General features: G+C 69.5%; 24 protein-coding genes. 9 read left to right on the top strand and 15 right to left on the bottom strand.

What is annotated here, in order from left to right; genetic code table 11:
• Positions 1-179: 179 nt before the first annotated feature.
• Entirely contained in the window at positions 180-905 is a 726-nt protein-coding gene (locus TFC3_RS03790; RefSeq protein ID WP_067495669.1) for an SDR family NAD(P)-dependent oxidoreductase, read from the bottom strand.
• Between the two features lie 360 nt (positions 906-1,265).
• Between TFC3_RS03790 and TFC3_RS03785 the strand changes: the two genes are divergently transcribed.
• On the top strand, positions 1,266-2,522 hold the full coding sequence (locus TFC3_RS03785) for a TrkH family potassium uptake protein (RefSeq protein ID WP_236717976.1): 1,257 nt from the start codon (positions 1,266-1,268) through the stop codon (positions 2,520-2,522).
• Positions 2,515-3,189, top strand: coding sequence for a TrkA family potassium uptake protein (locus TFC3_RS03780; protein WP_067495663.1), 675 nt, complete (start codon positions 2,515-2,517; stop codon positions 3,187-3,189). The genes TFC3_RS03785 and TFC3_RS03780 overlap by 8 nt, the downstream gene beginning before the upstream one ends.
• A 32-nt stretch (positions 3,190-3,221) precedes the next feature.
• Here TFC3_RS03780 and TFC3_RS03775 read toward each other — a convergent pair whose 3' ends face one another.
• The 11 genes from TFC3_RS03775 to TFC3_RS03725 all read right to left on the bottom strand — a co-directional run bounded on the left by TFC3_RS03775 (position 3,222) and on the right by TFC3_RS03725 (position 13,489).
• Positions 3,222-4,757 (bottom strand): serine/threonine-protein kinase, encoded by a 1,536-nt coding sequence (locus TFC3_RS03775; protein WP_067495660.1) that lies wholly within the window; start codon positions 4,755-4,757, stop codon positions 3,222-3,224.
• 59 nt (positions 4,758-4,816) lie between these two features.
• Entirely contained in the window at positions 4,817-6,322 is a 1,506-nt protein-coding gene (locus TFC3_RS03770) for a fused MFS/spermidine synthase (RefSeq protein WP_067495657.1), read from the bottom strand.
• Between the two features lie 9 nt (positions 6,323-6,331).
• On the bottom strand, positions 6,332-7,345 hold the full coding sequence (locus tag TFC3_RS03765; RefSeq protein ID WP_173745294.1) for a hypothetical protein: 1,014 nt from the start codon (positions 7,343-7,345) through the stop codon (positions 6,332-6,334).
• 65 nt (positions 7,346-7,410) lie between these two features.
• Entirely contained in the window at positions 7,411-8,178 is a 768-nt protein-coding gene (locus TFC3_RS03760) for an SDR family NAD(P)-dependent oxidoreductase (protein WP_067495652.1), read from the bottom strand.
• Positions 8,175-8,981, bottom strand: a complete 807-nt coding sequence (locus tag TFC3_RS03755; protein WP_067495649.1) for an inositol monophosphatase family protein — start codon at positions 8,979-8,981, stop codon at positions 8,175-8,177. The genes TFC3_RS03760 and TFC3_RS03755 overlap by 4 nt, the downstream gene beginning before the upstream one ends.
• A complete protein-coding gene (locus tag TFC3_RS03750) occupies positions 8,974-9,429 on the bottom strand; it encodes a response regulator (RefSeq protein ID WP_067495646.1) in 456 nt (151 codons plus the stop codon). The genes TFC3_RS03755 and TFC3_RS03750 overlap by 8 nt, the downstream gene beginning before the upstream one ends.
• Positions 9,426-11,024: an ATP-binding protein gene (locus TFC3_RS03745; protein ID WP_067495643.1), complete on the bottom strand. Its 1,599-nt coding sequence runs from the start codon at positions 11,022-11,024 to the stop codon at positions 9,426-9,428. Before TFC3_RS03745 ends, TFC3_RS03750 begins: the two co-directional genes overlap by 4 nt.
• Positions 11,021-12,211 (bottom strand): PP2C family protein-serine/threonine phosphatase, encoded by a 1,191-nt coding sequence (locus TFC3_RS03740; RefSeq protein ID WP_067495639.1) that lies wholly within the window; start codon positions 12,209-12,211, stop codon positions 11,021-11,023. Before TFC3_RS03740 ends, TFC3_RS03745 begins: the two co-directional genes overlap by 4 nt.
• Positions 12,212-12,333: 122 nt before the next feature.
• Entirely contained in the window at positions 12,334-12,681 is a 348-nt protein-coding gene (locus tag TFC3_RS03735; protein WP_067495636.1) for a hypothetical protein, read from the bottom strand.
• 123 nt (positions 12,682-12,804) lie between these two features.
• Complete coding sequence (locus tag TFC3_RS03730; protein ID WP_067495634.1) at positions 12,805-13,089, bottom strand: Smr/MutS family protein; 285 nt, start codon at positions 13,087-13,089, stop codon at positions 12,805-12,807.
• Between the two features lie 10 nt (positions 13,090-13,099).
• Positions 13,100-13,489, bottom strand: coding sequence for a M48 family metallopeptidase (locus TFC3_RS03725; RefSeq protein WP_067495631.1), 390 nt, complete (start codon positions 13,487-13,489; stop codon positions 13,100-13,102).
• 129 nt (positions 13,490-13,618) lie between these two features.
• On the opposite strand from TFC3_RS03725, the gene TFC3_RS03720 reads away from it, so the two are divergent.
• Positions 13,619-15,766, top strand: a complete 2,148-nt coding sequence (locus tag TFC3_RS03720; RefSeq protein WP_067505909.1) for a hypothetical protein — start codon at positions 13,619-13,621, stop codon at positions 15,764-15,766.
• A gap of 23 nt (positions 15,767-15,789) precedes the next feature.
• Positions 15,790-16,266, top strand: coding sequence for a DUF3592 domain-containing protein (locus tag TFC3_RS03715; protein WP_067495629.1), 477 nt, complete (start codon positions 15,790-15,792; stop codon positions 16,264-16,266).
• Positions 16,267-16,273: 7 nt separating this feature from the next.
• Here the strand turns inward: TFC3_RS03715 and TFC3_RS03710 are convergent, their stop codons facing one another.
• A complete protein-coding gene (locus TFC3_RS03710) occupies positions 16,274-17,314 on the bottom strand; it encodes a TetR/AcrR family transcriptional regulator (protein WP_236717975.1) in 1,041 nt (346 codons plus the stop codon).
• A 150-nt stretch (positions 17,315-17,464) separates the two neighbouring features.
• Here TFC3_RS03710 and TFC3_RS03705 point away from each other — a divergent pair, with 150 nt between their 5' ends.
• Entirely contained in the window at positions 17,465-18,601 is a 1,137-nt protein-coding gene (locus TFC3_RS03705) for a cytochrome P450 (RefSeq protein ID WP_236717974.1), read from the top strand.
• A gap of 66 nt (positions 18,602-18,667) precedes the next feature.
• Here TFC3_RS03705 and TFC3_RS36730 read toward each other — a convergent pair whose 3' ends face one another.
• Positions 18,668-18,886, bottom strand: a complete 219-nt coding sequence (locus TFC3_RS36730) for a hypothetical protein (protein WP_153040092.1) — start codon at positions 18,884-18,886, stop codon at positions 18,668-18,670.
• Between the two features lie 130 nt (positions 18,887-19,016).
• On the opposite strand from TFC3_RS36730, the gene TFC3_RS03700 reads away from it, so the two are divergent.
• On the top strand, positions 19,017-19,754 hold the full coding sequence (locus TFC3_RS03700) for a response regulator transcription factor (protein ID WP_067495620.1): 738 nt from the start codon (positions 19,017-19,019) through the stop codon (positions 19,752-19,754).
• 1 nt (position 19,755) lies between these two features.
• Positions 19,756-21,357, top strand: a complete 1,602-nt coding sequence (locus TFC3_RS03695) for a HAMP domain-containing sensor histidine kinase (RefSeq protein WP_067495617.1) — start codon at positions 19,756-19,758, stop codon at positions 21,355-21,357.
• On the opposite strand, the gene TFC3_RS03690 is transcribed toward TFC3_RS03695, so the two are convergent.
• Positions 21,304-21,708, bottom strand: a complete 405-nt coding sequence (locus TFC3_RS03690) for a hypothetical protein (RefSeq protein ID WP_067495614.1) — start codon at positions 21,706-21,708, stop codon at positions 21,304-21,306. The two genes, TFC3_RS03695 and TFC3_RS03690, sit on opposite strands and share 54 nt — an antisense overlap.
• A gap of 274 nt (positions 21,709-21,982) precedes the next feature.
• Between TFC3_RS03690 and TFC3_RS03685 the strand changes: the two genes are divergently transcribed.
• A complete protein-coding gene (locus TFC3_RS03685) occupies positions 21,983-23,050 on the top strand; it encodes a 3-deoxy-7-phosphoheptulonate synthase (protein ID WP_067495611.1) in 1,068 nt (355 codons plus the stop codon).
• Positions 23,051-23,134: 84 nt separating this feature from the next.
• A partial coding sequence (locus tag TFC3_RS03680; RefSeq protein ID WP_236717973.1) for a glycosyltransferase family 39 protein occupies positions 23,135-24,723 on the top strand: 1,589 nt, incomplete at its 3' end.

Genomic DNA, 24,723 nt, shown 5'->3' with positions numbered 1-24,723 from the left:
CCAGCAGGCTGGTGAAGACTGGTGAACCGACGACGGCGCGGCGGAGTTCCGGGATAGCGGCGGCGGAGTTCCGGGACAGCAGAGTCAGCGGGCCTGGCGGCGGGTCGGCACGGTCTGCAATTCAGCGGGACTGCTGACCAGTGGGCGGCTGGGCGCGGTTCCGGGGCGCTGCGGTTGGGTCAGCGGCCGAGGACGGTGCCACCGTTGACGTTGATGATCTGGCCGGTGACGAAGGTGCCGCCGGGGCCGGTCAGCCAGCGGACTGCTTCGGCGATGTCGGAGGGTTCACCGGGGCGCTTGACGAGGGAGGCGTTGACGCGGGAGCGGTAGCCCTCTTCGGTCATGCGGCCGGCGAAGAACTCGCTGTCGGTGATGAAGCCGGGCGAGATGACGTTGGCGGTGATGCCTTCGGGCCCGAACTGGGTGGCCAAGTCGAACATCCAGCCGTGCAGGGCGGACTTCGCGGCCGAGTACGGTCCTCCGCCGCCGCGCTGGGCGGCGATGGAGCTGACCAGGATCACGCGGGCGCCGGGGCGGCGAAGTTTGGGGCGTAGTGCCTCAGTGAGCAGGACGGCGGTGGTGACATTCGAGTCGAAAACGGCACGCCATCGAGCGGCGAGGCCGGCGAGAGTGGCGTCCTCGCCGGAGATGAAGGCGCCTGCGTTGTTGAACAGGACGTCGACTGCGCGGTCGCCTACGGCCTCGACGATCGCGGGGATCTGCTCGGGGTCGGAACAGTCGGCCGTTACCGCGGTGGCCTGGGGCCCGATCCACTTGACGGCGTCAGCGAGCACCTCCGGCCGGCGGCCCACAATGAGGACGTCGTAACCCTCCCCGGCCAGCATGCCGGCCGTGGCCCGCCCGATACCCGTCCCACCGCCGCTGATCACCGCAAGCCTCGCCATGCGCCGACTCTAGAACACCGCCCGCCGAGCACAACCCTGCACTCGTCGCCACCTTCGTCCTCGACGCCGCGAAGGGCATAGCAGGACAGGGCGCGGCGACCCCTGGCGCCAGGGGCACCCCGACCGACGAGGACGACGCCACCGCAAGCACGCCTCACCTACCGCAAGCGAAAGTCCCCACCACCCAACCGAGAAAAACGCCAGGGCTACGGCGTGGGGCGAGCGGGCATAGGGCAGGCTGGGCTGGACTGTTGGTGGGTGGGCGGAGGTTTGCGGGTGCGTGGTCGGTCGCCTTGGCGGTATCCGGCTCGGGTGGTTCCTTTTGCGTTCTTGGGGGCCATTGCCGTGGGGACCGGGTTGATGATGTTGCCGGCCGCTCGGGCTGAGCCGGGGCATGCGCCCTTTGTCACCGCTTTGTTCACGGCTACCAGCGCGGTTTGCGTCACCGGGTTGTCCGTTGTTGACACGTCGGCGTACTGGTCTAATTTCGGCCTTGTTCTCCTTACCGTTCTTTCTCAGATCGGTGGCTTCGGGATTGTCACGCTGGCTACGTTGCTCAGCTTGATTGTGTCGCGGCGGCTGGGGTTGCGGAGCCGGTTGCTGGCGCAGGCCGAGAGCGCCGGGCTGTTCGAGGGCAACCTCGGCCGGGTCCTCATTCGCATCGCCTTGGTGATGTTCTGCTCGGAGGCCGCGATCAGCCTGGTGCTGACGTTGCGGTTCTGGCTCGGGTATCACTACTCGTTCGGGCGAGCCGTTTGGGAAGCCGTTTTCCACGCCGTGCAGGCCTTCAACAATGCTGGCTTTGCGTTGTATCCCGACAGCCTGATCCGCTTCGTCGGGGACTGGTGGATCTGCGTTCCGCTGGCTTTGGGCGTACTCGGAGGATCCATTGGCTTTCCGGTCTTGTTCGAATTGGCGCGCGAATGGCGTACCCCTGGAAGTTGGTCCACCCACACCCGCCTGACCGTGTGGGGCACCGTGATCCTCAGCATTTTCGGCTTCTTCGTCTTCCTGACCTTCGAGTGGAGCAACCCCGGAACGCTGGGGCCGCTCAGCACCCCGGGCAAGATTCTGTCCGCCTTCACGCAGGATGTGATGACCCGGTCGGGCGGCTTCAACAGCATCGACCTCGGGAAGATGAACACCGAAACGATCGGGGTGACCAACGCGATGATGTTCATCGGCGGCGGCAGCGCGAGCACCGCCGGCGGTATCAAAGTCACCACGTTCCTCCTGCTCGCTTTTGTCATTTGGGCGGAGCTGCGCGGTGAGCCTGATGTGGTCATCAAGAAGCGGCGCATCGCCGAGGAAACCCAGCGCCAGGCCCTCACCGTCGCTCTGCTCGGCGTGGCTCTGGTGGCTTCGGGAACGCTGGCCCTGATCGCCTTGACCGATGACATTCCCTTTGACCGGGCGCTGTTCGAAGTCACGTCGGCCTTCGCCACCGTCGGGTTGAGCACCGGCATCACGCCGGGTCTGCCGCCGGCGGCCCAGCTTGTTCTTGTCATTCTCATGTACGTCGGCCGGGTGGGGACCATTGCGGTCGGGACCGCTATCGCCCTGAACACCCGCCGGCGGCTGTACCGCTATCCGGAAGAGAGGCCGATCGTTGGCTGACAATCACAGCGACGACAGTGTCGTGGTCGTGGGGCTGGGGCGCTTCGGTGGCTCGGTGGCCGAGTCGCTGATCAACCTCGGCCACGAGGTGCTCGGCATCGATTCCGACCCGCGCATTGTGCAGGACTGGTCGGATCGGCTCACCCACGTGGTCGAGGCCGACGCTACCGACACGGACACGTTGCGCCAGCTCGGAGTGCAGGACTTCTCCCGGGCGGTGGTGGGCATCGGCACCAATCTGGAAACCAGCGTGCTGACCGTGCTGACGCTCTCGGAGGTCGGGGTGAGCGAGATCTGGGCCAAGGCGACCAGCGTCAAACACGGTCAGATCCTGTCGCGGGTCGGCGCCCGGCACGTCGTGTTCCCGGAGTCGGAGATGGGGTCGCGGGTCGCGCACCTGATCACCGGGCGGATGCTTGACTACATCGAGTTCGACGACGGGTTCGCCATCGCCAAGGTGCGAGCGCCGCAGGAGGCGGTGGGCAAGTCGCTGGCCGAGATCGGGTTGCGCAGCCGGTGGGATGTCACGGTGGTGGGGGTCAAGCTGCGCGGCGAGGATTTCACGTATGCGAAGCCGGAAACCGTTGTGCCGGAAGGCTGTCTGTTGATCGTGGCCGGTAACACGTCCAAGGTGGAGAGATTTGCCGGCGTCACCCGGGGCGACTAGGTGGGGAAGGTCGCCGGGGTCATCAAGGGCGACTAAATCGCCACGGAGAAGCCGCCCTTGGTCCGCGGCGGCGCGGACGGCGAAGGTGACGAAGACGATGACGGAGAAGACGAGGGAGACGGAGAAGATGAGGAGGAGGTTGAAGGCGGCCGATTCTTTGAAGAGGAGGAGGGCCGCGGCGCAGGCTCAACCACAGCGCCCAGAACCTCGGCCTGGCACTGGTGACCGTTCAGCGTGAAGGCGAGCGGCAGCGGGTTGGTCGTCCGGTAGCTTCCGGTAAGTGTGACCGTGGACGACCGCCCCGGCCGCAAGTTCTTGCCCTGCTTGGGCCGCAGCACCACGGCGCGCCCCCGCTGCGCCAGCCGCTTGGGCGCCTCGGTGAGCCGCTGACCGCCGCTGAACAAAAACTCCAGCCGCCACCCGGACAGCACGTGCTCGCCCGTGTTGATGATCGTGAGCTGAGCATCGAAGTCGGCGCCGGTGTCACGCTGCACCCGGTAGCGCACCTTGCACCCCGCGCTGCGCAGCACCACCGACTTCGGCCCGGCCCCGGCCGCCTGGGCGGTCCCGGCCTCGTCGGCTTCCTGCGTCGACGTCCACACCAGCCCGAGCGTCGCGGCCAGCACCACGGTCACCACCGCCGCATGCAGCCGGTGCCGGTGCGCCAGGATGGCCCTGCTGAACCGGCGCCACCGGCCAGCGGGTTGCGGCGAGGGGCGCAGGATGACCGGCTGCACCCCGACCATCGGGCCCAGCAGCGAGGCGACTTCCGCGGCGGTGGGCCGGTCCGCGGGATCCTTGGCCAGGCACCGCATGCACAGGTCCACGACCTCGGCAGGCAGGCCGGGCAGCGACGGGATGGGTTCCGGGTCTTCGTACAGGTGGGCTCGCAACGCCTCGGTGGTGTTGCCCGCGGGCCACGGCAGGCGCCCGGTCAGGCAACGGTACAGCAGCAGGCCCAGCGCGTACACGTCGGCGGGCGGGGCCACGTCGCCGCCGCCGAGCCGCTCCGGGGCCAGGTAGGCGGGGGTGCCCAGCAGGCTGCCGTCCGGCGCGGCGTCGCGCTGGCCGGCCGGCGCGGAGATGCCGAAGTCGACCACCTTGGCGCCGGCCCCGGTAAGCATGACGTTGGCCGGGGTGACGTCGCGGTGCACGATGCCCCGGGCATGCGCGGTGGCCAGGGCGGAGGCGACCTCCGCGGCGATGGTCACGGCGGTGCGCCACGGGAAGGCGCCTTCGCGGCGCAGGCGGGCGGAGACGGGTTCGCCGTCGTTGAGTTCCATCACCACGTACGGCAGGCTGAGCCGCTCATCGAAGCCGAAGTCGAAGACTCCGGTGATGTTCGGGTGGTTGAGCCGGGCAGCGGCGTGGGCCTCCTGGCGCAGCCGGGACCGGAACCGGAAGTCGTCGCCGAGCGAGCGGGCCAGCACCTTGACCGCGACAGGCCGGCCGAGGATCTCGTCGTGGCCGCGCCACACCACCGACATGCCGCCGGTGCCGAGCCGCTCGACCAGGCGGTACCGGTCGCCGACCCGGCTGTCCCGCGCGCCCGCCGTCAGCCACCCCATGTGCCGATTGTGGCGCCTGGGGCCAGCCGGACAGGGCCGTCTGGCGAAAACGGCTCAATTTACCCGGCGAGCAGCTGATCGACTGGGGCGTAGTCGTCGGTGAGCACCCGGGCACCATGGACGAAGGCGTCCAGCGCCGGTCCGGACACCAGTTCGACTGGCTCGTCGACCAGGTCGAGGTGGTTACGGATCTCGTCGAGCGGCAGCGGCGACTTGGCGGCCAGGATCACGAAGTTGGAGCCGGTTCTGCCCTCCAGGGCGTCGCGCGGTGCGATCAACGCGACGTGCGGGAATGCTGCCTCGACGGTGGCCAGCTCGGCCCGGATGAAGCGGTTGGGCGGGTAGTCGATGACGTTCTGGGCGTACACGCCGGTGGGGCGCAGCACGCGGGCGATGTCGGTGGCCATCTCACGGGTGGCCAGGTGCCAGGGCACCACCAGGTGGCCGAAGGCATCACCGACCACCACGTCATAGGCCTGGTCCGGGCGTTCGGCGAGCCCGATGCGGGCGTCGCCCACCCGGACCTGCAAATCCGGTCCGGTTCTGAGGCCCAGCTCGCGCTTGTCCAGCTCGACCAGCCCGCCGTCGAGCTCCAGCACGAGTTGCCGGCTGCCGGGCCGGGTCGCGGCGATGTACTCGGGCACGGTGAAACCGCCGCCGCCGAGGTGCAGGGCGTCGAGCGGAGCGGCGGCGGCTTTCTGCACATCGATAACGGCGCCGAGCCATTGGACGTACGCAAATTCCAGGTGTTCGGGATCGTTGAGGTCGACGTAGGAATGCCGGGCCGAGTTGAGCAGCAGCGTGCGCCCGCCCGGCACCTGCGCGTCCTTCTGCACCCGCGCGCAGTGGTAAGCGGTTTCGACGTCGCACGGCGTGGGCGCGGAGGCCCCGAGACCCGCTCCGAACAGCCCCACCGTGACCAGCGCAGCCCGGGTACGAGGCTTACCGGGCACCGCAAGATCGGGGTGTCGCCGCCGCAGCCACCAGCCGAGGGCGAACCCGCTCACCGCCAGCAACCCGGCCAGCGAGAGCACGATCCAACTGCTCGGCATCGCGGCCACGAAGATGAAGCCGGTGACCAGCGTCGCGGTGATGCCGCCGAGCGTGCCGATGCTGGAGAGCCGACCGACCACCGCGCCGGTCCGGCTGAGATCGCTGAGCTGCAGCTTCACCACCAGCGGGGTCACTGTTGAAAGCAGCAGCATCGGTACGAACACAGCCAGCCCAGCCAGCAACAACACCGCCGGAGCCGCGCCACCTCGCAGAATCTCGCCGCCCCAGCGCACCAGCGGCAGGGTCAGCGCCGTGGCGATCGCCGCCAGCAGCAACGCCGGAGCCAGCAGGATCCGCGGGTCGAACCGGTCGGCCAGACGCCCGCCGAGCCAGGTGCCGTACGCGATGGCGCCCAGCGAGATCCCGATGACCGAGCTGCTGACCTGCAGGGTGACGCCGACGTAGGGCCCGACCAGGCGCAGCGCCACGATCTCAAGCACCAGGCCGGCGCCGCTGGCAACGAAGACGAGGGTGGTGGCCAGGCCGGACGGGAGGGCCCGCGGTGCTTCCATCTATAGAACTTACAAGATTGACAGGTGTACGTGGTTGGTGTGCACGGCCGCCGGGTCGCCGGTGGCGCTGTAGGACTTCCAGCCGGTGTTGGGCAGCCAGATCTGGCGGTACCAGATCACGTACATGACGCCGAGCCGGTCGGCGTTCTTCACCAGGTACGCCGCGAGGCTGTCGCCGTACGACTTGTCGCCACCGGTGGCCGCCTTGTTCTCGAACCCGCCCGTCGCAGCGGAGAAGTCACAGGCCCGGCCCTTGGGGTGCTCGCCGGAAGCGCGTTCGCTGAAGCAGGACGTGTAGCGTTTGAAGCCGGCCGCGCGGGCCTGCTGGTAGGCGTTGAGCAGCCGCGGCGTGATGCACCCGGACGTGGTCGGGTCGTTGACGGTGCAGCCTTCCTTGGGCCACGAGCCGTCGGAGTTGCGCGGTGCGCCCTTGGCCGCCGGGGAGTTCGCGTTGACGAAGCCGCCGGCCGTCGCCCCGCCACCGGCCCGCGCGAGCGCCGCTTCGGCCTGCTCCTTCTTGCGGGCCAGCACCTTCACCTGGTTCTGCTGTTCCTTGATCTCCAGCTCGATCGCCGTGGTCGCCTTCCCGGCTGTGGTGACGGCCTCGCTGTACTCGCCCAGCGCGGCCGCGTCGACCTGGGCGAGCTGGTCCAGGCGCATCACGCGTTCCATCAGCGAATCCGGCGTATCGCTGTTGAGCAGCAGCGTCATGGTGTTGAGACGGCCCTGTTTGTACGAGCGGTTGGCGATCTCGGAGACCTGGCCCTTGAGCGCGGCTTCCTTCTCCTGCGCCTGCTTGAGCACAGCCTTGAGCTGGGTCTGGCGTTTCTGGCTGGCCGTCAGCTTCTGCTTGGCCTCGACGTGGCCCTTGGCCGCCGATTCCAGCGCGGCACGCAGCGATTTGGTGCCGCCTTCGGGATCCGCCGGTGCCGCATGCGCCGCCGGTGCCGTCACGAGCAGCACAAGCACAGCAGCCAGCGCAGCGGGGGCACGTCGCGCCCACCGCAGGAGTGTCGCCGCCACGATCTTCCTCCCAAGGTCCATGAGCGGGCGTGACTTTACCTGGTCGCTGCGACTGGCGAAAAAACTTAAGACGCCGAATAACCACCATCGACGAAGAGTGTCTGGCCGGTTACCGCAGCCGAGGCGGTACTGGCCAGGTAAACGGCACAACCGGCGAAGTCATCCGGTACGCCGTTGCGCCCGATCATTGCCCGCTTCGCATGCGCGGCTACCTTGGCCGGATCGTTGAACACGGTCGGCTCGGTCAGCGGGGTCTGCACCACGCCGGGCGCTACCGCATTGCTCGTCACCCCGCGACCGGACCACGCCTCGGCCTGCGAGCGCGTCAAGCCGACCAGGCCGGCCTTGGCAGCACCGTACGCGCCGCTGTTGCCGTAAGCCCGGAACGCCTGCTGGGAGACCACGTTGATGATCCGTCCCCAGCCGCGCTCGGCCATCGCCGGTGCGAACGCCTGCCCCAGCAGGAAGGGCGCGGTCAGGTTGGCGGCCAGCGTCTGATCCCACACGTCGTCGGTGAGCGAGTCCATCGGCGGGCGCACGTTTATCGCCGCCGAATTGACCAGGATGTCCACATCGGTGCGCTTGGCAACGCGCGCTACGTCCGCCCGATCTGCAAGGTCCGCAGCAATTGTCTCCACGTGCGGTGCGGAAGGGCCGGACTGCAGTGAGGCGGCCACTTCCTCCAGCCGGGAAGCCGTGCGCGCCACCAGGATCACGTTGGCGCCCGCGCGGTACAGCGCCGTAGCCATTGCCTGCCCGATTCCCGAGCTGCCGCCGGTCACCATGGCGGTGCGGCCGCCCAACCCGAACAGCGTTTCCAGATAGGACGTCATTTCAGGAGGGCTCCGCGTACCGCTTGCCAGATGTCTTCGTTCGCCGCGACGATCAGGCCACGCTCGGAGTCCGTCGGCCGATACGGTGTCCCGTCCACGTGCAGCGCCACCCCACCGGCTTCGCGCACGATGAGTGTGCCCGGCACGTGGTCCCACGGCAGGATCCGCCAGAACACCGCGAACTGCTGCTCGTCGGTGGCCACAGCCGGGTATTCGTACCCGGCGCAGTGATGGCCGGAGGTGACCGCGCCGAAGTTGACCGCGTTGGTGTCGACCTGGGCGCGCAGTTCAGGAGGCAGGAAGTTGCGGGACACCGAGCCGGTCAGCGTGGCCGCAGCGGGGGCGTCGGTGCGCGTCTTCAGACGTACCCCATCGAGGTAAGCCCCGGCCCCCGCCTCCGCAACCGCCATCCGGTCGTCGGGCACGTCGTAGATCCACGACGCGGCCGGCTCGCCGTCGCGCAGCAGGGCCACCATCACCGCGAACGGGCTCTTGCCGGCCGCGAAGTTGTTGGTGCCGTCGACCGGGTCCACGATCCACACCGCGCCCTGCTCGCCGACGCGTTCCAGCACCGAAGGGTCCGCGGCCACCGCTTCCTCGCCCACCACCGTCGATCCGGGCAGCAGCGCGGTCAGCCCCTCGGTCAGGGCGCGCTCGGATTCCTGATCCGCCACGGTCACCAGGTCGCCGGGGGCCTTCTGGTGGATCTCGGCGTCGCTCAGGTGCCGCCAGCGGGGCAGCACGATGGTCCGGGCCACCTCACGGACCAGATCGGTGACCTGGTCCAGCATGTCGTCACGCACGCGGCGGCAGCTTCACGACGCTGACGAAGAACTCGTCGATCTGGCGGATGACCGAGATGAAGCGCTCGAAGTCGACAGGCTTGGTCACGTAGGCGTTGGCGTGCAACTGGTAGCTACGCAGGATGTCCTCGTCGGCTGACGAGGTTGTCAGCACCACGACCGGGATGCGGCAGAGATCGCCATCCTTCTTGATCTCCTCCAGCACCTCCCGGCCGTCGCGGCGGGGGAGGTTGAGGTCCAGCAGGATCAGGTCGGGGCGCTGGGCTTTGCTGTACTGACCTTCGCGGCGCAGGTAGGACAGCGCCTCGGCGCCGTCGGAGACCACGGTGAGCCGGTTGCGGACCTTGTGCTCCTCGAACGCCTCCTGGGTCATGAGCACGTCGCCCGGGTCGTCCTCCACGAGCAGCACCTCGATCGGCGTGCCGTCCTGCCGTACCACTCCGGTCATACTGCGCCCTCTTTCACCTTTTCTTGTACGGGTACGCCGGCCAGCACGGGCAGCGTGAACCAGACCGACGTACCCTCGCTGACCTCGAGGTCGAGCCAGATCCGCCCGCCATGGTATTCGACGATTTTCTTGACGATGGCGAGCCCGATTCCGGTGCCCTCGTAGGCATCCCGGGCGTGCAGCCGCTGGAAGATCACGAACACCTTGTCGGCGAATTCGGCCTCGATGCCGATGCCGTTGTCGCGCACGTTGATGCGCCACTCGTCGCCGGACTCGTCGAGGCCCGCCGTCACCTCGATGCGCGGTGCGACGTCGGGGCGGCGGAACTTGAGCGAGTTGCCGATCAGGTTGACGAACAGCGTGGTGAGCAGCGGCTCCTCGCCCTCCACGGTGGGTAGATCGGCCCAGACGATCTCGCCGTCCTCGCCGGCGCGGATCTCCAGCTGCGAGCGGACCTCAGTCAGCACCCGGTCGAGGTCGACGTCGGTGAAGCCGGAGGTGAGCCGGCCGATACGGGAGAACGCCAGCAGGTCGTTGATCAGCCGCTGCATGCGCTGGGCGCCGTCGACGGCGAATGCGATGTACTGGTCGGCGCGCTCGTCGAGCTGACCGGCGTAGCGGCGCTGCAGCAACTGGCAGAAGCTGGCCACCTTGCGCAGCGGCTCCTGCAGGTCGTGCGAGGCGACGTACGCGAATTGCTCAAGATCGCGGTTGGACCGGGTGAGCTCGTCGGCCTGCACCTTGAGCTGGTCGTTGACCCATTCGATCTGCTGGCGGGCCTCGCGCACCTCGGCAAGCTCGGCGGCGATCTTGCGGCGCATGCCGTCCACGCCGTCGGCAAGGCTGCGCAGCTCGGGAGCGCCCTGGCTGTCGAGGTCCTTGTCGTAGTCGCCCTCGGCCACCTCGCGGACCTGGCCGGCCAGGTGGGTAACCGGGCGCGAGATCAGCCGGTCGAGGCCCAGCATCAGGGCGGCCCCGGCGAGCACGATGATGGCCGCGGCGGCGATCTGCAGGGCCACCATCTGCTGGCTGGCGTCCTTGGCCTCGTCGGCCGAGCGCTGGCGCAGCACCCCGATGTCGGTCTGCATGCTCTCGATCGCGGCGCGCAGCTCGTCGAAGCGCGTGGTGGTGCTGGCATCGACCAGTGCCTGCCCGGCTTCGGGGCCCTGGGTGCGGATGGCGTTGAGGATGGGGTCGGCGACCTCTGCGTGCCAGGCATCGGCCCGCTGCTTGACCAGCGCCAGGTCATTGCGGACCCTGTCCTCCAGGGGCCCGGTGCGCAGCAGGCCGCCGATCAGCGCGATCTGGGCGGCCTCGGTGCGCAACCCCTGGTCGTACGGCCGCAAGTTGCTGCTCTTGCCGCTGATCGCGAACCCGCGGATGCCGGTCTCCTGATCGACCATCGCGGTGTTCAGCCGCTCCCCCGCCGCGCGCATCGGGCTGGCCCGGTTGACCACGTCGTCGAGCTGGCGGTTGCTGTCCGCGGCGGTGAACGCGGCCACCACGCCCACCGCGGCGAGCAGCACGCCGACCGTTACGCACAGCGCGAGGACCCGGCGACGCAGCGTCCAGGTGCCGATGTTGAGCACGCTCACCGGCCACCGCCGCTGCTGATGAGCAGCATGGCCACGTCGTCGGCGAGCGGGCCCCCGTTGAACTGCTCGGCCTGCCCGACCAGCCAGGCCGGCAGCGCGGCGAGTGGCACCGTCTTGGCGACCTCCTCATCGAGCAGGTTGCACAGGCCCTTGACGTCAAGCCGTTCGTTGCCCACCCCGGTGTGCCCCTCGATCAGTCCGTCGGTGTACATCAGCAGGGACCAGTCATCGCCGGAGAACTCCACGTCGGTTGCCGGGGTGGGGGTGGGACGCACGCCGAGCACGATGCCGGTGCGCGCGGGAACGGGCTCGGCGTGGCCGCCGGACAGCAGCACCGGCGGCGGGTGGCCGGCCAGGCGCACGGTCGCCCGGTTGCCGGACAGCTCGAGCGAGACCATGGCCACCGTGGCGAACACCTCCCGCGCCCGCCGCTCGGTCATCAGCACCTGCTCCAAGGCGGCCAAAACTTGATCTTCCGGTACGCCCGCAAGCACCAGAGCCCGCCAGGCGACCCGCAGTTCAACGCCCAGCGCGGCCTCGTCCACGCTGTGCCCGCAGACATCGCCGACGATCACGTGCAGCTTGTCGTCGCCGATCTGCACCACGTCGAAGAAGTCGCCGCCGAGCAGGCCCATCGCGCGCCCGGAGCGGTAGAACGTGTGCACCGCGACCTTGGTGGTGCGCATCAGCGGCTGGGGCAGCAGACCACGCTCAAGGCGGGCCGACTCGGCTTGGCGCAGCTCGACCTCGCGCAGCCGGTGGGTGTTCTCGTCGGCGCGCTTGCGCTCGACCGCGTAGCGCAGCGCCCGGGCCAGCAGCACGCCGTCGACCTGGCCCTTGACCAGGTAGTCCTGGGCGCCCTCGGCGACCGCGGCCACACCCAGGTGCTCGTCGGAGCGCCCGGTGAGCACGACCACGGCCGCGCCGGCGGCCACCGCGAGCAGCTTGCGCAGCCCGTCGATGCCCTCGGCGTCGGGCAGCCCGAGGTCGAGCAGCACGCACTGGATGCCCTGCATCAGCGAGCGGGCCTCCCGCAGGCTGGTGGCGACCTGCAGGTCGAAGGCCGCGCCGGCCTCGGACAGCAGCTCACGGACCAGGAAGGCGTCGCCTTCGTCGTCCTCGACGAGCAGCACACGCAGGCGTTCGGGCGCCTTCATGACCGGGCGCGGCGGTGCGAGCTCAGTCATTGGCGGTTCCGGCGTGGCGCGTCGATCTGATCGGTGGGCGGTTGATGGTGGGACTCCTTCGGGCGTGACCCGCTGATAGTCCACTACCGGCCCGGAGCGCACAACACCAGGCATGGCCTGGGTCACGCGGCCGGGCCATGTGGCGCCTCCTCAGCAACCCGGCGGGCGTGCCGCGCGATGACCTCACCGAGGATTCCGTGCAGCCGTCCGCAGTCGGGGCAGTGCAGATTGTCATCCAGGCGCCGGCCCCCGCACTGCACGCAGGTGCCGCGGTCCTGCGGGTCGCGGTAGGCCTCCAGCGCCCGGCACATGGCCCGCAGCACATGGTCACTGAGCTGGAACACCGCCTCACCGGTGGCGGTACGCACACCGACCAGCGCCACCGGGGGCACGCCGGTAACCGGGTCGTAGGGCGCCACCCGCTCGGCGAACTCGGCGATGACGGTGGCGGGATCGAGCGGGACAGTCACGGCAACAAAGTTATGCCACCCGGTCCCAGGATCGCCCGGCTGGTAGCTCCGGAAGGCGGCCGGGGTGGGCAGCGCCGGCTCGCACAGCTCCGAGATGCTGGCGGTCGCGAAGACCTACCTGCTCTAACGACCGCGGCCGCGCCGGCCGGTGGGGGCGTCGTGCCGGAAGTGCACGAACAGCCGCCCCCAGTTGTCGCCGTCCTTCTCGACCCGGTGATACAGCTGCTTGATCTCCTTCTGGTCGAGGAACCGCAGCACCTTCTTCTTGAGCTGGCCGCTGCCCTTGCCCGGGATGATCTCGACCATGGCGGCCTTCTTCTGCACTGCCTCGTCGATGATGCCGCGCAGCGCCTTGTCGATCTCGGTGCCCTTGTTGAAGATGTCGTGGAGATCCAGCTTGAGCTTCACGAGAGCAAGACTAATCCGCCGCGTAGCCGGTGCGGCCGCCGTTCTTGCCCACCCAGGCCTCCACCCGGCGCAGCGCCTGCTCGTAGTCGTTGTGCTGCTTCATCGCCGCGGCCAGGCGCAGGTGCGGCAACGCCTCGCTGAACCGCCCGCCGCGCTCCAGCGTGCGGCCCAGCACGTGATGCGCGTAGTGATCCGAGGGGTCCCGCTCGATCAGCGTCCTGAGCTGGTCCTCGGCGTGCGTGAGCTGGGCCGAGTTGAAGTAGGCCCGGGCCAGTAACTGACGGACCGCCGTGTTGTTCGGCTCCGCCTCGACGATGGGTTCGAGCATGCGCGAGGCCCCGAGGGGATCGCCGGACTCGAAGATGAAATTTGCCCTGCGGTACTCCTCGAGAAGATCCACGAACCCGCTCCCCACGCTCCGCTTCGCGCCCGGACAAGACCAACGCTGGCACAACTCGCATCGAACGGCGAGTGTTCCGTACGGTCAAAAGCCCACAATCTGCAACTCTCGGGGCACAGAATGCTCGGGGTGGGCGACTTCCCGCTGCACCTCGTTCAGGCACCGCCGCGCCCGCGCCCCGCCCGCCTCAAGGCCGCGGTGGCCGGGCTGGTCACGCTCACCATGTGCCTGTTCCTGGCCGGAGCCACCCCGCGGCCGCGGCTGCACACCGCGGCGTTCGCGATCCCCGGCATGGACGCGATCGGCTCGCCCCCGGCCGGGTCGTCCTGGGCGCCCGCACCGGTCACCGAGGACGGGCTGACCAGCGTCGCCACCGCCGGGCGCATCGAGTTCAAGCTGCACACCGCGGGCGGCGACGAGACGTTCCTGCCCGGCATCAACCTGGGCAGCACCACCCCCGGCCATCAACCCGGCGAGCTGTCGATCAGCGCCGCGCAGTACCGCACCTGGTTCGCCGCGATGGGCTGGCTGGGCATCCGGGTGCTGCGGATCTACACCATCCACCCGCCGACGTTCTACCAGGAGCTGGCCCGCTACAACCGAGCGAACCCGGACAGCCCGCTCTACCTCATGCAGGGCGTGTACTTCCCCGACGAGTCCTACGTGCGGAAACACAACCTGTACGACCCGGCGGTCACCCATGCCTTCCAGGATGAGCTGAAGGATGCCAGCGCGGCCGTGCGGGGCAAGCTCACCCGCGAGGTGACTCCCGGACGGTCGAGCGGGGTGTGGGACGCCGACGTCACCCCTTGGCTCGCCGGGTGGATCATCGGGCTCGAATTCGACCCGCGCGGCGGCTCATCGTCGGATGCACGCAACCAGCAGGCGCCAGCGGTCAAGGGCCGCTATTTCCGCAGTACGGCCGAGGCGTCGCCGACCGAGCGGTGGCTGGCGGCCCGGATGGACGAGCTCGCCGGGTACGAAGCGGCGGCCGGGGCGAGCGAGCCGATCGCGTTCGTCAACTGGCCGACCACCGACCCGCTGCGCCACCCGGCCGAACCGCTGGAACAGGAGGACCTGCTGCAGCTGGACGCCAACCACGTGCAACCGACGACGGCGTGGCCGGCCGGGACCTTCGCCAGCTATCACGCGTACCCGTATTATCCGGATTTTCAGCGCCACGAGCTCGCCCTGCAGAACTTCGTGTACGCCGGGCGCAACGACCCGTACGCCGGGTACGTCTCGGCGCTGAAGAACCACCACCGCACCATGCCGACCCTGATCACCGAGTTCGGCGTGCCGTCATCGATCGGGTCGGCCCACAACAGCCCGCTCGGGCGCACCCAGGGCGATCACAGCGAGCGCGAAGCCATGCGGATCGACGCCGAGATGCTGCGGCTGATCAAGGACCAGGGGCTCAGCGGCGGGTTTCTGTTCGGCTGGACCGACGAGTGGTTCAAGTTCACCTGGAACACCATCGAGCACCAGGACGGCGAGCGGCGTCAGCTGTGGCACGACCCGCTGACCAACGAGCAGAACTTCGGGCTCATCGCCATGGACGCGATGGGCTCAACCGATCCGCAGTACCTGCTCGACAAGGAGTCCGGCTGGCCCGTCCGGCGGGTGGTGGCCGACGTGGACGAGTCGTATGTGCGGCTGCGGATCGCCTTGGCCTCCCCGGTGCCGGGTGCGTTGACGCTGGGCTTCGACGTGCTGCCGGGGCTGACCGGGCCACCCGCGCCGGGAACCGGCAACCGGGAAGCCGACGCGGCGTTCGTGCTCGATCCGGTTGCGCGTACCGGGCAGGCGTACCTGCGCACCGCATTGGATCCGATGCCGTTGGACTATGCCGTACCGGTGGCGCAGCGAGGTCCGGCACCTCCGGGCTGGCGGCGTTTCGAGCTGGTCGTCGACCGGGCCCTGACCGTGCCCACCACCGGCGAGAAGTTGCCCGCCGAGCTGCAGAACGCCGGGTTGCTGCGGTACGGCACACCCGCGGACGACAGCCGGGCGCTCTGGTACCGCGACGGCGACGAGCTGATCGTCCGGGTGCCGTGGGCCATGCTGGGGTTCGCCGACCCCTCCAAGCACCGGGTGCTGCTGCGGCCGCGGCTGACGGTCAGCCCCGGCGTGGGCGTCACCGTGTCGGCGTCCGGCACCGACCAGCCCATCGGCCCGGTGACCTGGACCAACTGGAACCGCGTGTACTACCAGGAGCGGCTCAAGCAGGGCGCCGATCAGTTCCGCGATGCCGCCCTGGAGACGATCACCCCTTAGCGCGACCCGGCTACAGTTCGGCCATGATCGATACGGGGTTCGCAGTGGTGGCCGTGCTGGTGGTCGGCATGCCGGTGCTCGTCGGCCTGGCCATGTGTTTCTTCGGCATCCGGGCCTGGGTGCGGGCCCGGAACCTGGTCACGACCGGCACCCAGATCAGCGCGACGATCGTGGACAACCAGCAGGAGTCGCACAGCGACGGCCAGATGATGTTCATCCCGGTGGTCCGCTTCCGCACCACCGACGGCCGCGAGGTCACCACGGCGCTGGAGAACGCGCAGAGCCACCGCTCGCACCTGACCAACACGATGGTCGACATTCTGTACGACCCCAGCAACCCCCAGCACGTCCAGCGCGCCGGTTCGACAACCGGCGGCGGGGTCGGCGCGATCGTCCTCGGGCTGGTCTTCCTGGGGTTCGGGATCCTCGCCTTCAAGCTGATCCACTCGGCGATGGCGGACCCGATGCTCGACATCACCCACCGTTTCTCCGCCGGCTAAGCCCCGGTCAAGGCCAGGACGCAACGGCGTGGCAGGCGCCGTAGCCGTCCGCGCGGGCCACGATGCGTCCCGACGCGATGCGTACCGCGCTCTCCGTGGCGTCACTGACCGCGGGCAGGCCGGCGGCGGCCGCGATCGTGCCCTCCTCGTCGTGCACGATGCGCAGCCGCGGCCAGTTCTTGGCGGGAAGCGCGGCGCGCAGGCAGGTGCGCAGCTCGGTGACGCTCAACCGGGCCAGTGGACCCAGCTCCGCCGGATTGCCGGTCACCACGACCAACGTGATGGCCGCCGAGTCCGGCGCGGCCCGGACCGCTTCCTCGATGACCGCGAGCCGGTGCAGACCGAGCACGGCCACCACACCGTCGCCGGCCAGCATGGCCGGTTCGGCGCGCAGGGCGTCGGTGACAGTGGGTGGGGTCCAGGGCTGGTCGACCGGGCGGGCCGGGGCCACGTACGGGAGGTGCGCAGCGGCCCAGACATCGTCGAGATCCAACGTGGCCAGCCGGGCACAAGCCTGAACAGTTGCGAACGGCTCGCCGAACCCGGGCGCCGCCGCGGCTAACTGCCCGGCCCCCTGCAACGTGGTCAGCGCGATCTCGGCGGCGCGGACCATGCGGGTCGTACCGGGTCGCAGACCTTCGAGCGACAGCCCCAGCACGATCGCCGACAGGTTCAGGAGCTGCGCGTACGGCCCCCGCACCCGCTCCTGCGACATGATCTCGGGCAGCAGGTCCCGGCCGAGCCGCGACACGTTGTGCTCGTCATCGAGCGCCAGCGGCAGCCGGGCCAGCCACGCCCGGGCGAAGTCGGCGAGCACGTGCTCGCCCAGCCGGCCGGTTGGCGGGAACTCGGGCTCGCCCGCCTCATCAGCCACCTGCGCCAGCACGGCAAAGTAGAGCGCCCGCTTGCCGGGAAAGTTGGAGTAGACCGCGCCCCGGGTCAGCTCGGCCCGCTCGGCGATCTGGTCGATCTTGGTGTCCCGGAACCCGCGCTCGGCGAACTCGGCCCGCGCCGCCGCCAGCACCTTGGCCCGGTTCTGCCCCTGCATCTCCGCCCTGCTGAGCCGAGCCATCCCACCCCCGCCCTCCGCATCCCCCTTGCACAATACTGACACCACTCAGATGATGTGAACATCTGAACTGAGCATCTGAAGACTGGAGCGTCCATGATCCCGGAACTTGACCTGAGCGACCCGCGCGTGCTCGGCGACCCGTTGACGGCGTACGGACAGGCGCGCGAACAGAGCCCCGTGATCAAGCTGATGACCCCGGGCTTCGGCTTCATGTGGGCGGTGACCCGCTACGACGAGGCGAAGGCGATGCTGGCCGATCCCCGCCTGGAACTGAACGCCAATACCTTTCTGCGGCCGGCGGTGCCCGAGCACTGCCTGCAGTACATGCGCACCATGACCGAATTGGACGCACCCGAGCACGCCCGGCTGCGCCGCGTTGTTTCGCCGGCTTTTACCGCTCGGCGGGCTGCTCAGTTTCGTACCCGGATAGACCTGATTGTTGGCCGGCTGCTGGACACCCTTGCCGAGCGCGAGCCGGTCGATCTCGTCACCGCGTTCGCCCGGCCGTTACCCATGGAGGTGATCTGCGAACTGGTGGGTATTCCGGCGCAGGACCGACCGGCCTGGCGTGAATACGGTGCCGCCATTGCTGCCGTCGACATCAAGGCCTTCGGCGAGGCGATTCCGGCCATCATTCATGACGCGATCGCTGCCGTTGCGCGTCGCAGCGCCGAACCGGAAGACGACCTGCTCTCCGACCTGATCGGTGGCGGCCGGCTCACCACCACCGAACTGGTCACGCTCGTCTGGCACCTGGTGCTGGCTGGTCAAACGCCGGCCAACCTGATCACCAATGCCATCGACGCCCTGAAAGCGCACCCCGATCAGGAAACCGCCCTGCGCGCCGATCCCACCTCGATGCCGGCCGCCGTCGAGGAACTGACCCGCTGGTGCAGCCCGCAACCCCTGAGCCTGCCCCGGTTCGCCAGCGAAGATCTCGATATCGGCGGCGTCGCGATCAGCAGAGGCGAGCCGGTCGTCGCCGCCATCGCCTGCGCCAACCGCGATCCGCGAGCGTTCACCAATCCCGACACATTGGACCTCAAACGCCAGGAGAAACCGCATATCGCTTACGCCCACGGCCCCCATTTCTGCTTCGGCGCACCCCTGGCCCGGGTCCAAGTCGAAGCCGCCCTGTCAGCCCTGCTGACCCGTTTCCCGGCCATGACCGTGCAGCGCGCCGAGCACCTCCCCGACCCGGGCACCTGGCGGCTCAAAGAACTGGTCGTGACGCTCGCCGGCCCGCATCGGAGGGCTTTCTGATCGGCGGAGCGGTCAGCACGGGCAGACCAGCCCGGCGCCGAGTGCGAGCGGGGCCGGACACGCCGGTCAGCGGGACCGGCCCGCCGCGGGCACCTCGGCCAGGATGTCGCTGCTGGTGATCGTGTCGGCAGCGCTCACCGTGGCGAACGCGACCTGCTCCCCGGCGCCGAGCCGGGTGATCAACGTCGGGCCGGGTCCGAACACCGCGGCCACCGCGAGCGCCGCCGCCACCGCCGCACCGGTGAGCCGCCGATGGGAGAGCCGGGGAGAAAGTGAAGTCGTCATGGCGGCCACAATTGCCAGCTCAGCCGTGTGTCACCTGTGCGAAGTCCCTGCCTTACCTGTGGCCGCAACACACAGGTGGTACACAGGAAGCGGAAAGGCGGCGCAAAGCGTGGCCCGCGACAGTAGGGGCATGACGATGGCGAACGCAGACACCAGCGGCGACCTGCGCCGGCCCGACGGCAGCCCGGTGCGGGTGCTCGTGGTGGACGACGAGGCGACGCTCGCTGAGCTGCTCTCGATGGCGTTGCGTTACGAAGGCTGGGAGGTACGCAGCGCCGGTGACGGGCAGAGCGCCGTGCGCGCCGCGCGCGACTTCCGGCCCGATGCCGTCGTGCTCGACATGATGCTGCCCGACATCGACGGGCTGGAGGTGCTGCGCCGGCTGCGCGGGGAGTCCCCTGAGGTGCCGGTGCTGTTCCTGACCGCCAAGGATTCCGTCGAGGACCGGATCACCGGGCTGACCGCGGGCGGCGACGACTACGTGACCAAGCCGTTCAGCCTGGAAGAGGTGGTGGCCCGGCTGCGCGGGCTGATGCGCCGGATGGGCCGCTCGCCGATGCGCACCGATTCCCAGCTCATCGTCGGCGACCTGACCCTGGACGAGGACAGCCACGAGGTACGCCGCAGCGGTGACCTGGTCACCCTCACCGCGACGGAGTTCGAACTGCTGCGCTATCTGATGCGCAACCCGCGCCGGGTGCTGAGCAAGAGCCAGATCCTCGACCGGGTGTGGAACTACGACTTCGGCGGGCAGGCCAACGTGGTCGAGCTGTACATCTCGTACTTGCGCAAGAAGATCGACGCCGGGCGAACGCCGATGATTCACACCATGCGCGGCGCCGGTTACGTGTTGAAGCCGGCCGACTGAGGTGACCACTATCGACCGTCCCGCCCGCTGGCGCTCGCCGGCGAGCTGGTCGCTGCGGACCCGCCTCATCGCGATCATGGTGGTGCTGCTGACCGCCCTGGGCCTGGTGGTGGGTGGCACCGCCGAGATCTACCTGCACAAGACGCTGTACGAGCGGCTCGACGACCAGGTCCAGGAGGCCAGCGACCGGGCGCTCGGCATGGGCCCCGGACATGGCGGCGGCGGCCCCTATGACAGGCAGCGCTACTGGCAGGATCGCCCGGCGCCGGGGGCGGGGGCCGGCTCGATCGCGGTGTTCTTCCTCGCCAACACCGACGGCTCAGTTACCCAGAACGGGGGCGGCCTGGTCGTCTATCAGAGCACGACGACCACGGACGAGAGCGCGGACCCGCGCCCGAACAACGTGTACGGCACGCTGCCGGCCGAGGCGCTGACGCAACTGGCCGGCGTGCAGCCCGGCGGATTTCACAGCGTGAGCCTCGAGGGCCTGACCGACTACCGGGTGTACGCGGTGACCACACCCGATGGCATGACGCTGGTGACGGCGCTGAAGCTGGATGCCACCCGCTCGACGTTGCTCAAGGTCGCGGGCATGACCAGCGGTGCCGTGCTGATCACCCTGATCATCGCGGGCTGGGCGGGGGCGGTGATCATTCGCCGTACGCTCAAACCGCTCAATCGGGTGGCCGCCACCGCGACGCGCGTCTCGGAGCTCAAGCTCGACCGGGGCGAGGTGGAGCTTGCCCAGCGGGTCCCGGAGAGTGACACCGACCCGCGTACCGAGGTAGGTGCGGTCGGCGCCGCGCTGAACCGCATGCTGGACCACGTCGGCAGTGCGTTGGAAGCCCGGCATGCCAGCGAGACCCAGGTGCGCCAGTTTGTCGCGGACGCCAGCCACGAGCTGCGCACGCCGCTGGCCGCGATCCGGGGGTACGCCGAGCTGAGCCGGCGCAGCCGTCAGCCCGTTCCCGACGAGGTCAGCCACGTGCTGCGCCGGGTCGAGTCGGAGGCGCTGCGGATGACCGCGCTGGTCGAGGACCTGCTGCTGCTGGCCCGCCTGGACGCCGGTCGGCCGCTCGCCCACGAGCCGGTGGACCTGACGATGCTGGTGGTGGACGCGGTGAGCGACGCGCACGCGGCCGGCCCGGGTCACGACTGGCAGCTCGATCTGCCCGACGAGCCGGTCTCGGTGCTGGGCGACGGCCAGCGCCTGCACCAGGTGCTGGCGAACCTGCTGGCCAACGCGCGCACCCACACCCCGGAAGGCACGACAGTGGTGGTCGGGGTGGCGGCCGAGGCGGACGCCGCTGTGCTGCGAGTCACCGACTTCGGGCCGGGGATCCCCGCCGAGCTGCAGCCGCACATCTTCGAGCGTTTCGCGCGCGGTGACAGCTCCCGGTCACGCGCCGCGGGCAGCACCGGCTTGGGCCTGTCCATCGTGCACGCCGTCGTCTCCGCGCACCAGGGCACGGTCGGCGTCCGCAGTGTCCCCGGTCGCACCGAGTTCACCGTCCGGCTCCCCCTTGTCGAGTCCTCGCAGACCGCATCCCTACAGGCCGAGCCGGAGCCCATCCATCAGCACGTCGCGCAGGTCGTCCAGTAACGCGGTGGCGGCCTCGCCGTCGGAGACGTGAAGTTGCAAGGGCACGCTTTCGCTGTCGCGACCCACGAGTACGTCCAGAGCGCACAACGCCCGTCCGGCCAGCTCGCTGGTGACCTGGGGGCACGCCGCCGCCCGCAGCCGATCGTCGAGCCAGCCCCGGCCCTGCGCCCCGGGCAGCCCGGCCGCGATCGCCGCGATGGCGGCCAGCGCCTGCGTCGGCGGGATGTCCCCGAGCAGCACCTGTGGCGTCTCCCAGACTCGCAGGACCACTACCGAGACGGCTTGGCGGCGCTCAGCCGGCGGCAGATCGGCCAGACCGTCGAGGAGGTACGGCGCGCTCGTTTCCTTCATGAGTCTCATGTGAGCACACGCAACTTGCATGTGACGAGTACCCGGCTGACGGACATGGGTATTGCGCGATGGGCTACCATGACCGCGTGTCCCGTTGGTATGCGTGGTTTACCGGGCCGGCTCAGCCGGTGACTCGGCCATGACCGCATGACCTGAGACACCCCTAGGGCCGGCAGAGGCAGCGACACGAAGTCGCTGCCTTTTCGTTTGCGACGAGCCGGCCCACGGCCCGGGACGCCGGTCCCGGGAAGCCGGCGGAAAAGGAATACCCGCCATGACCATCCCCGAGGTCCAGCGCGTCAGCGACCACCGCATCGAGTCCGTCGTCCCGCTGATGAGCCCCGCCCTGCTGCACCACGAGCTGCCGCTGACCCACGAGTTGTCGGCGAGCGTGATCGAGGGCCGCAAACAGGTCGAAGACGTCCTCAACGGCCGAGATCAACGCCTGCTGGTGGTGGTCGGCCCCTGCTCGGTGCACGACCCGCTCGCCGCCGCCGAGTACGCCGACCGGCTGCGCGAACAGGCCACCCGGCTCGCCGGCGACCTGCTGATCGTGATGCGCGTCTACTTCGAGAAGCCGCGCTCCACGGTCGGCTGGAAGGGCCTGATCAACGATCCCGCGCTGGACGGCACCGGGGACGTCAGCACGGGCCTGCGGACCGCCCGCGCACTGCTGCTGCAGGTGCTCGAACGCAAGCTCCCGGTCGCCGTGGAGTTCCTCGATCCGATCACCCCGCAGTACATCGCCGACACCGTGGCGTGGGGGGCGATCGGCGCTCGTACCGTCGAATCGCAGGTGCACCGCCAGCTCGCCTCCGGGCTGAGCATGCCGATCGGGATGAAGAACCGCCCCGACGGCAGCATCGGCACCGCCATCGACGCGATCAACGCCGCGGCCGTCCCGCACGTGTTCCCGGGCATCGACGTGTCCGGCACGCCGGCGATCATGCACACCACCGGCAACCCGGATGCCCACCTGGTGCTGCGGGGCGGTAAGGGCCCGAACTACAGCGCTGCGGACGTACAGGCGGCTCTGCAGTTGCTCCGGAAGGCCGAGCTGCCCGAGCGCGTGGTCATCGACTGCTCGCACGGCAACAGCAACAAGGACCACCTGCGCCAGCCGATCGTGGCCGACGACGTGGCCGGGCAGCTCGAGAACGGCCAGCAGGGCATCCGGGGCGTCATGCTCGAAAGCTTCCTGGTGCCCGGGCGCCAGGACCTGGGCGGGGAGCTGACGTACGGCCAGAGCGTCACCGATGCCTGCATGGGCTGGGACCCCACGGTGGCCGTGCTGGATCGCCTGGCAGCGGCCTCGGCGAAGCGGCGTGCCACTCACAGTTAGCGCACAGGAAGGGCATAAGGGGGCGACAGGCGGGCGGTCGACAGTACAGAAGTCAGTGTGCTTCCGCCTGCTTAAGGAACCTTGATGACCTCCACGTTGCCCGTACCGGGGATGACTGCGGTGGAGCAGCCGCCGGCGGCTGCTCCACCCCCGGCTCGCCCCCGGTCCCGCTGGTCGGCGCTCTACCGTGGTCCCGCCTCCGACGCCGCCTGGGTCCGGCCCGCGCTGCTCGCGCTGCTGGTGCTCACCGCCGTGCTCTACATCTGGGACCTCGGCGCCTCCGGCTGGTCGAACGCCTTCTACTCCGCGGCCGTGCAAGCCGGGTCGGAGAGCTGGAAGGCCTTCTTCTTCGGCTCCTCGGACGCGGCGAACTCGATCACGGTGGACAAGACCCCGGCCTCGCTGTGGATCATGGCGTTGTCGGTGCGGATCTTCGGGCTCAGCTCGTGGAGCATCCTGGTGCCCGAGGCGCTCATCGGCGTCGCCTCGGTGGGCCTGCTGTTCGCCACGGTCAAGCGCTGGTTCGGTCCGGCGGCCGGGTTGATCGCCGGTACGGTGCTGGCGCTGACCCCGATCGCGGTGCTGATGTTCCGGTTCAACAACCCGGACGCGCTGCTCGTGCTGCTGATGGTGGCCGGGGCGTACGCGACGCTGCGGGCGGTGGAGAACGGGTCGACGAAGTGGCTGATGCTGGCCGGGGTGTTCGTCGGCTTCGGCTTCCTGACCAAGATGCTGCAGGCGCTGCTCGTGGTGCCGGCGTACGCGCTGGCCTACTTGATCGCCGGCCCGCCGAAGCTGGGCAAGCGGCTGGTGCAACTGGTGCTCTCGGGCTTGGCGATCGTCGTCTCGGCCGGCTGGTACATCGCGATCGTGGAGCTGGTGCCGGCGTCGATGCGGCCGTACATCGGTGGGTCGCAGAACAACAGCCTGCTGGAGCTGACGCTGGGCTACAACGGTCTGGGCCGGCTCAACGGTGACGAGACCGGCAGCGTCGGCGGTGGCGGCGGCGGGGGTGCCGGCGGCGGGATGTGGGGCGAAACCGGCATCCTGCGCATGTTCGACACCTCGCAGGGCGGTCAGATCTCGTGGCTGCTGCCCGCGGCACTGATCGTGCTGGTCGGAGCGCTGGTGCTGACCGCTCGCGCCGCCCGTACGGACCGGCTGCGCGCCGCCTTGATCCTGTGGGGGACCTGGCTGGTCGGCACGGCGCTGACGTTCAGCTTCATGCAGGGCATCTTCCACGCGTACTACACGGTGGCCCTGGCCCCGGCGGTCGGCGCGGTGGTCGGCATGGGCTCGGTGCTGCTGTGGCGCGCCCGGCGCAACCCGTTCGCAGCCGTGGCTCTTGCGGCAGCGATCGCGGTGACCGCCTGGTGGTCGTTCCACATGCTCGGCTGGAGCCCGGACTTCGTACCGTGGCTGCGCTGGGTGGTGCTGGTGCTCGGCATCGTGGCGGCGCTGGGCGTGCTGGCTTCGCTGCGGTTGCCGGCCCGGATCGCGTTGATCAGCGCCGGGGGCGCGCTGGTGGCAGTGCTCGCGGGGCCGGCTGCGTACGCGGTGCAGACGGTAAGCGAGCCGCACACCGGGTCGATTCCGTCGGCCGGTCCGTCGGTGCAGGGCGGCGGACCGGCCGACGGAATCGACCCGGTGTGCGGCTCGCTTACCGTCTGCAC

Origin of the sequence: Actinoplanes sp. TFC3, from assembly GCF_001553785.1 — a bacterium.
Lineage (GTDB): Bacteria > Actinomycetota > Actinomycetes > Mycobacteriales > Micromonosporaceae > Actinoplanes.
The sequence above is the reverse complement of the archived record's forward strand: the minus strand, read 5'-3'. Positions and strand labels throughout refer to the sequence as shown.

Coding starts and splice junctions, on each gene's coding strand:
- TFC3_RS03690 (WP_067495614.1), bottom strand. CDS start 21,708: ATGAAGGAAACGAGCGCGCCGTACCTCCTCGACGGTCTGGCCGATCTG.
- TFC3_RS03785 (WP_236717976.1), top strand. CDS start 1,266: ATGATGTTGCCGGCCGCTCGGGCTGAGCCGGGGCATGCGCCCTTTGTC.
- TFC3_RS03715 (WP_067495629.1), top strand. CDS start 15,790: ATGATCGATACGGGGTTCGCAGTGGTGGCCGTGCTGGTGGTCGGCATG.
- TFC3_RS03750 (WP_067495646.1), bottom strand. CDS start 9,429: ATGACCGGAGTGGTACGGCAGGACGGCACGCCGATCGAGGTGCTGCTC.
- TFC3_RS03775 (WP_067495660.1), bottom strand. CDS start 4,757: ATGGGGTGGCTGACGGCGGGCGCGCGGGACAGCCGGGTCGGCGACCGG.
- TFC3_RS03770 (WP_067495657.1), bottom strand. CDS start 6,322: ATGGAAGCACCGCGGGCCCTCCCGTCCGGCCTGGCCACCACCCTCGTC.
- TFC3_RS03700 (WP_067495620.1), top strand. CDS start 19,017: ATGACGATGGCGAACGCAGACACCAGCGGCGACCTGCGCCGGCCCGAC.
- TFC3_RS03760 (WP_067495652.1), bottom strand. CDS start 8,178: ATGACGTCCTATCTGGAAACGCTGTTCGGGTTGGGCGGCCGCACCGCC.
- TFC3_RS03790 (WP_067495669.1), bottom strand. CDS start 905: ATGGCGAGGCTTGCGGTGATCAGCGGCGGTGGGACGGGTATCGGGCGG.
- TFC3_RS03685 (WP_067495611.1), top strand. CDS start 21,983: ATGACCATCCCCGAGGTCCAGCGCGTCAGCGACCACCGCATCGAGTCC.
- TFC3_RS03740 (WP_067495639.1), bottom strand. CDS start 12,211: ATGACTGAGCTCGCACCGCCGCGCCCGGTCATGAAGGCGCCCGAACGC.
- TFC3_RS36730 (WP_153040092.1), bottom strand. CDS start 18,886: ATGACGACTTCACTTTCTCCCCGGCTCTCCCATCGGCGGCTCACCGGT.
- TFC3_RS03710 (WP_236717975.1), bottom strand. CDS start 17,314: ATGCAGGGGCAGAACCGGGCCAAGGTGCTGGCGGCGGCGCGGGCCGAG.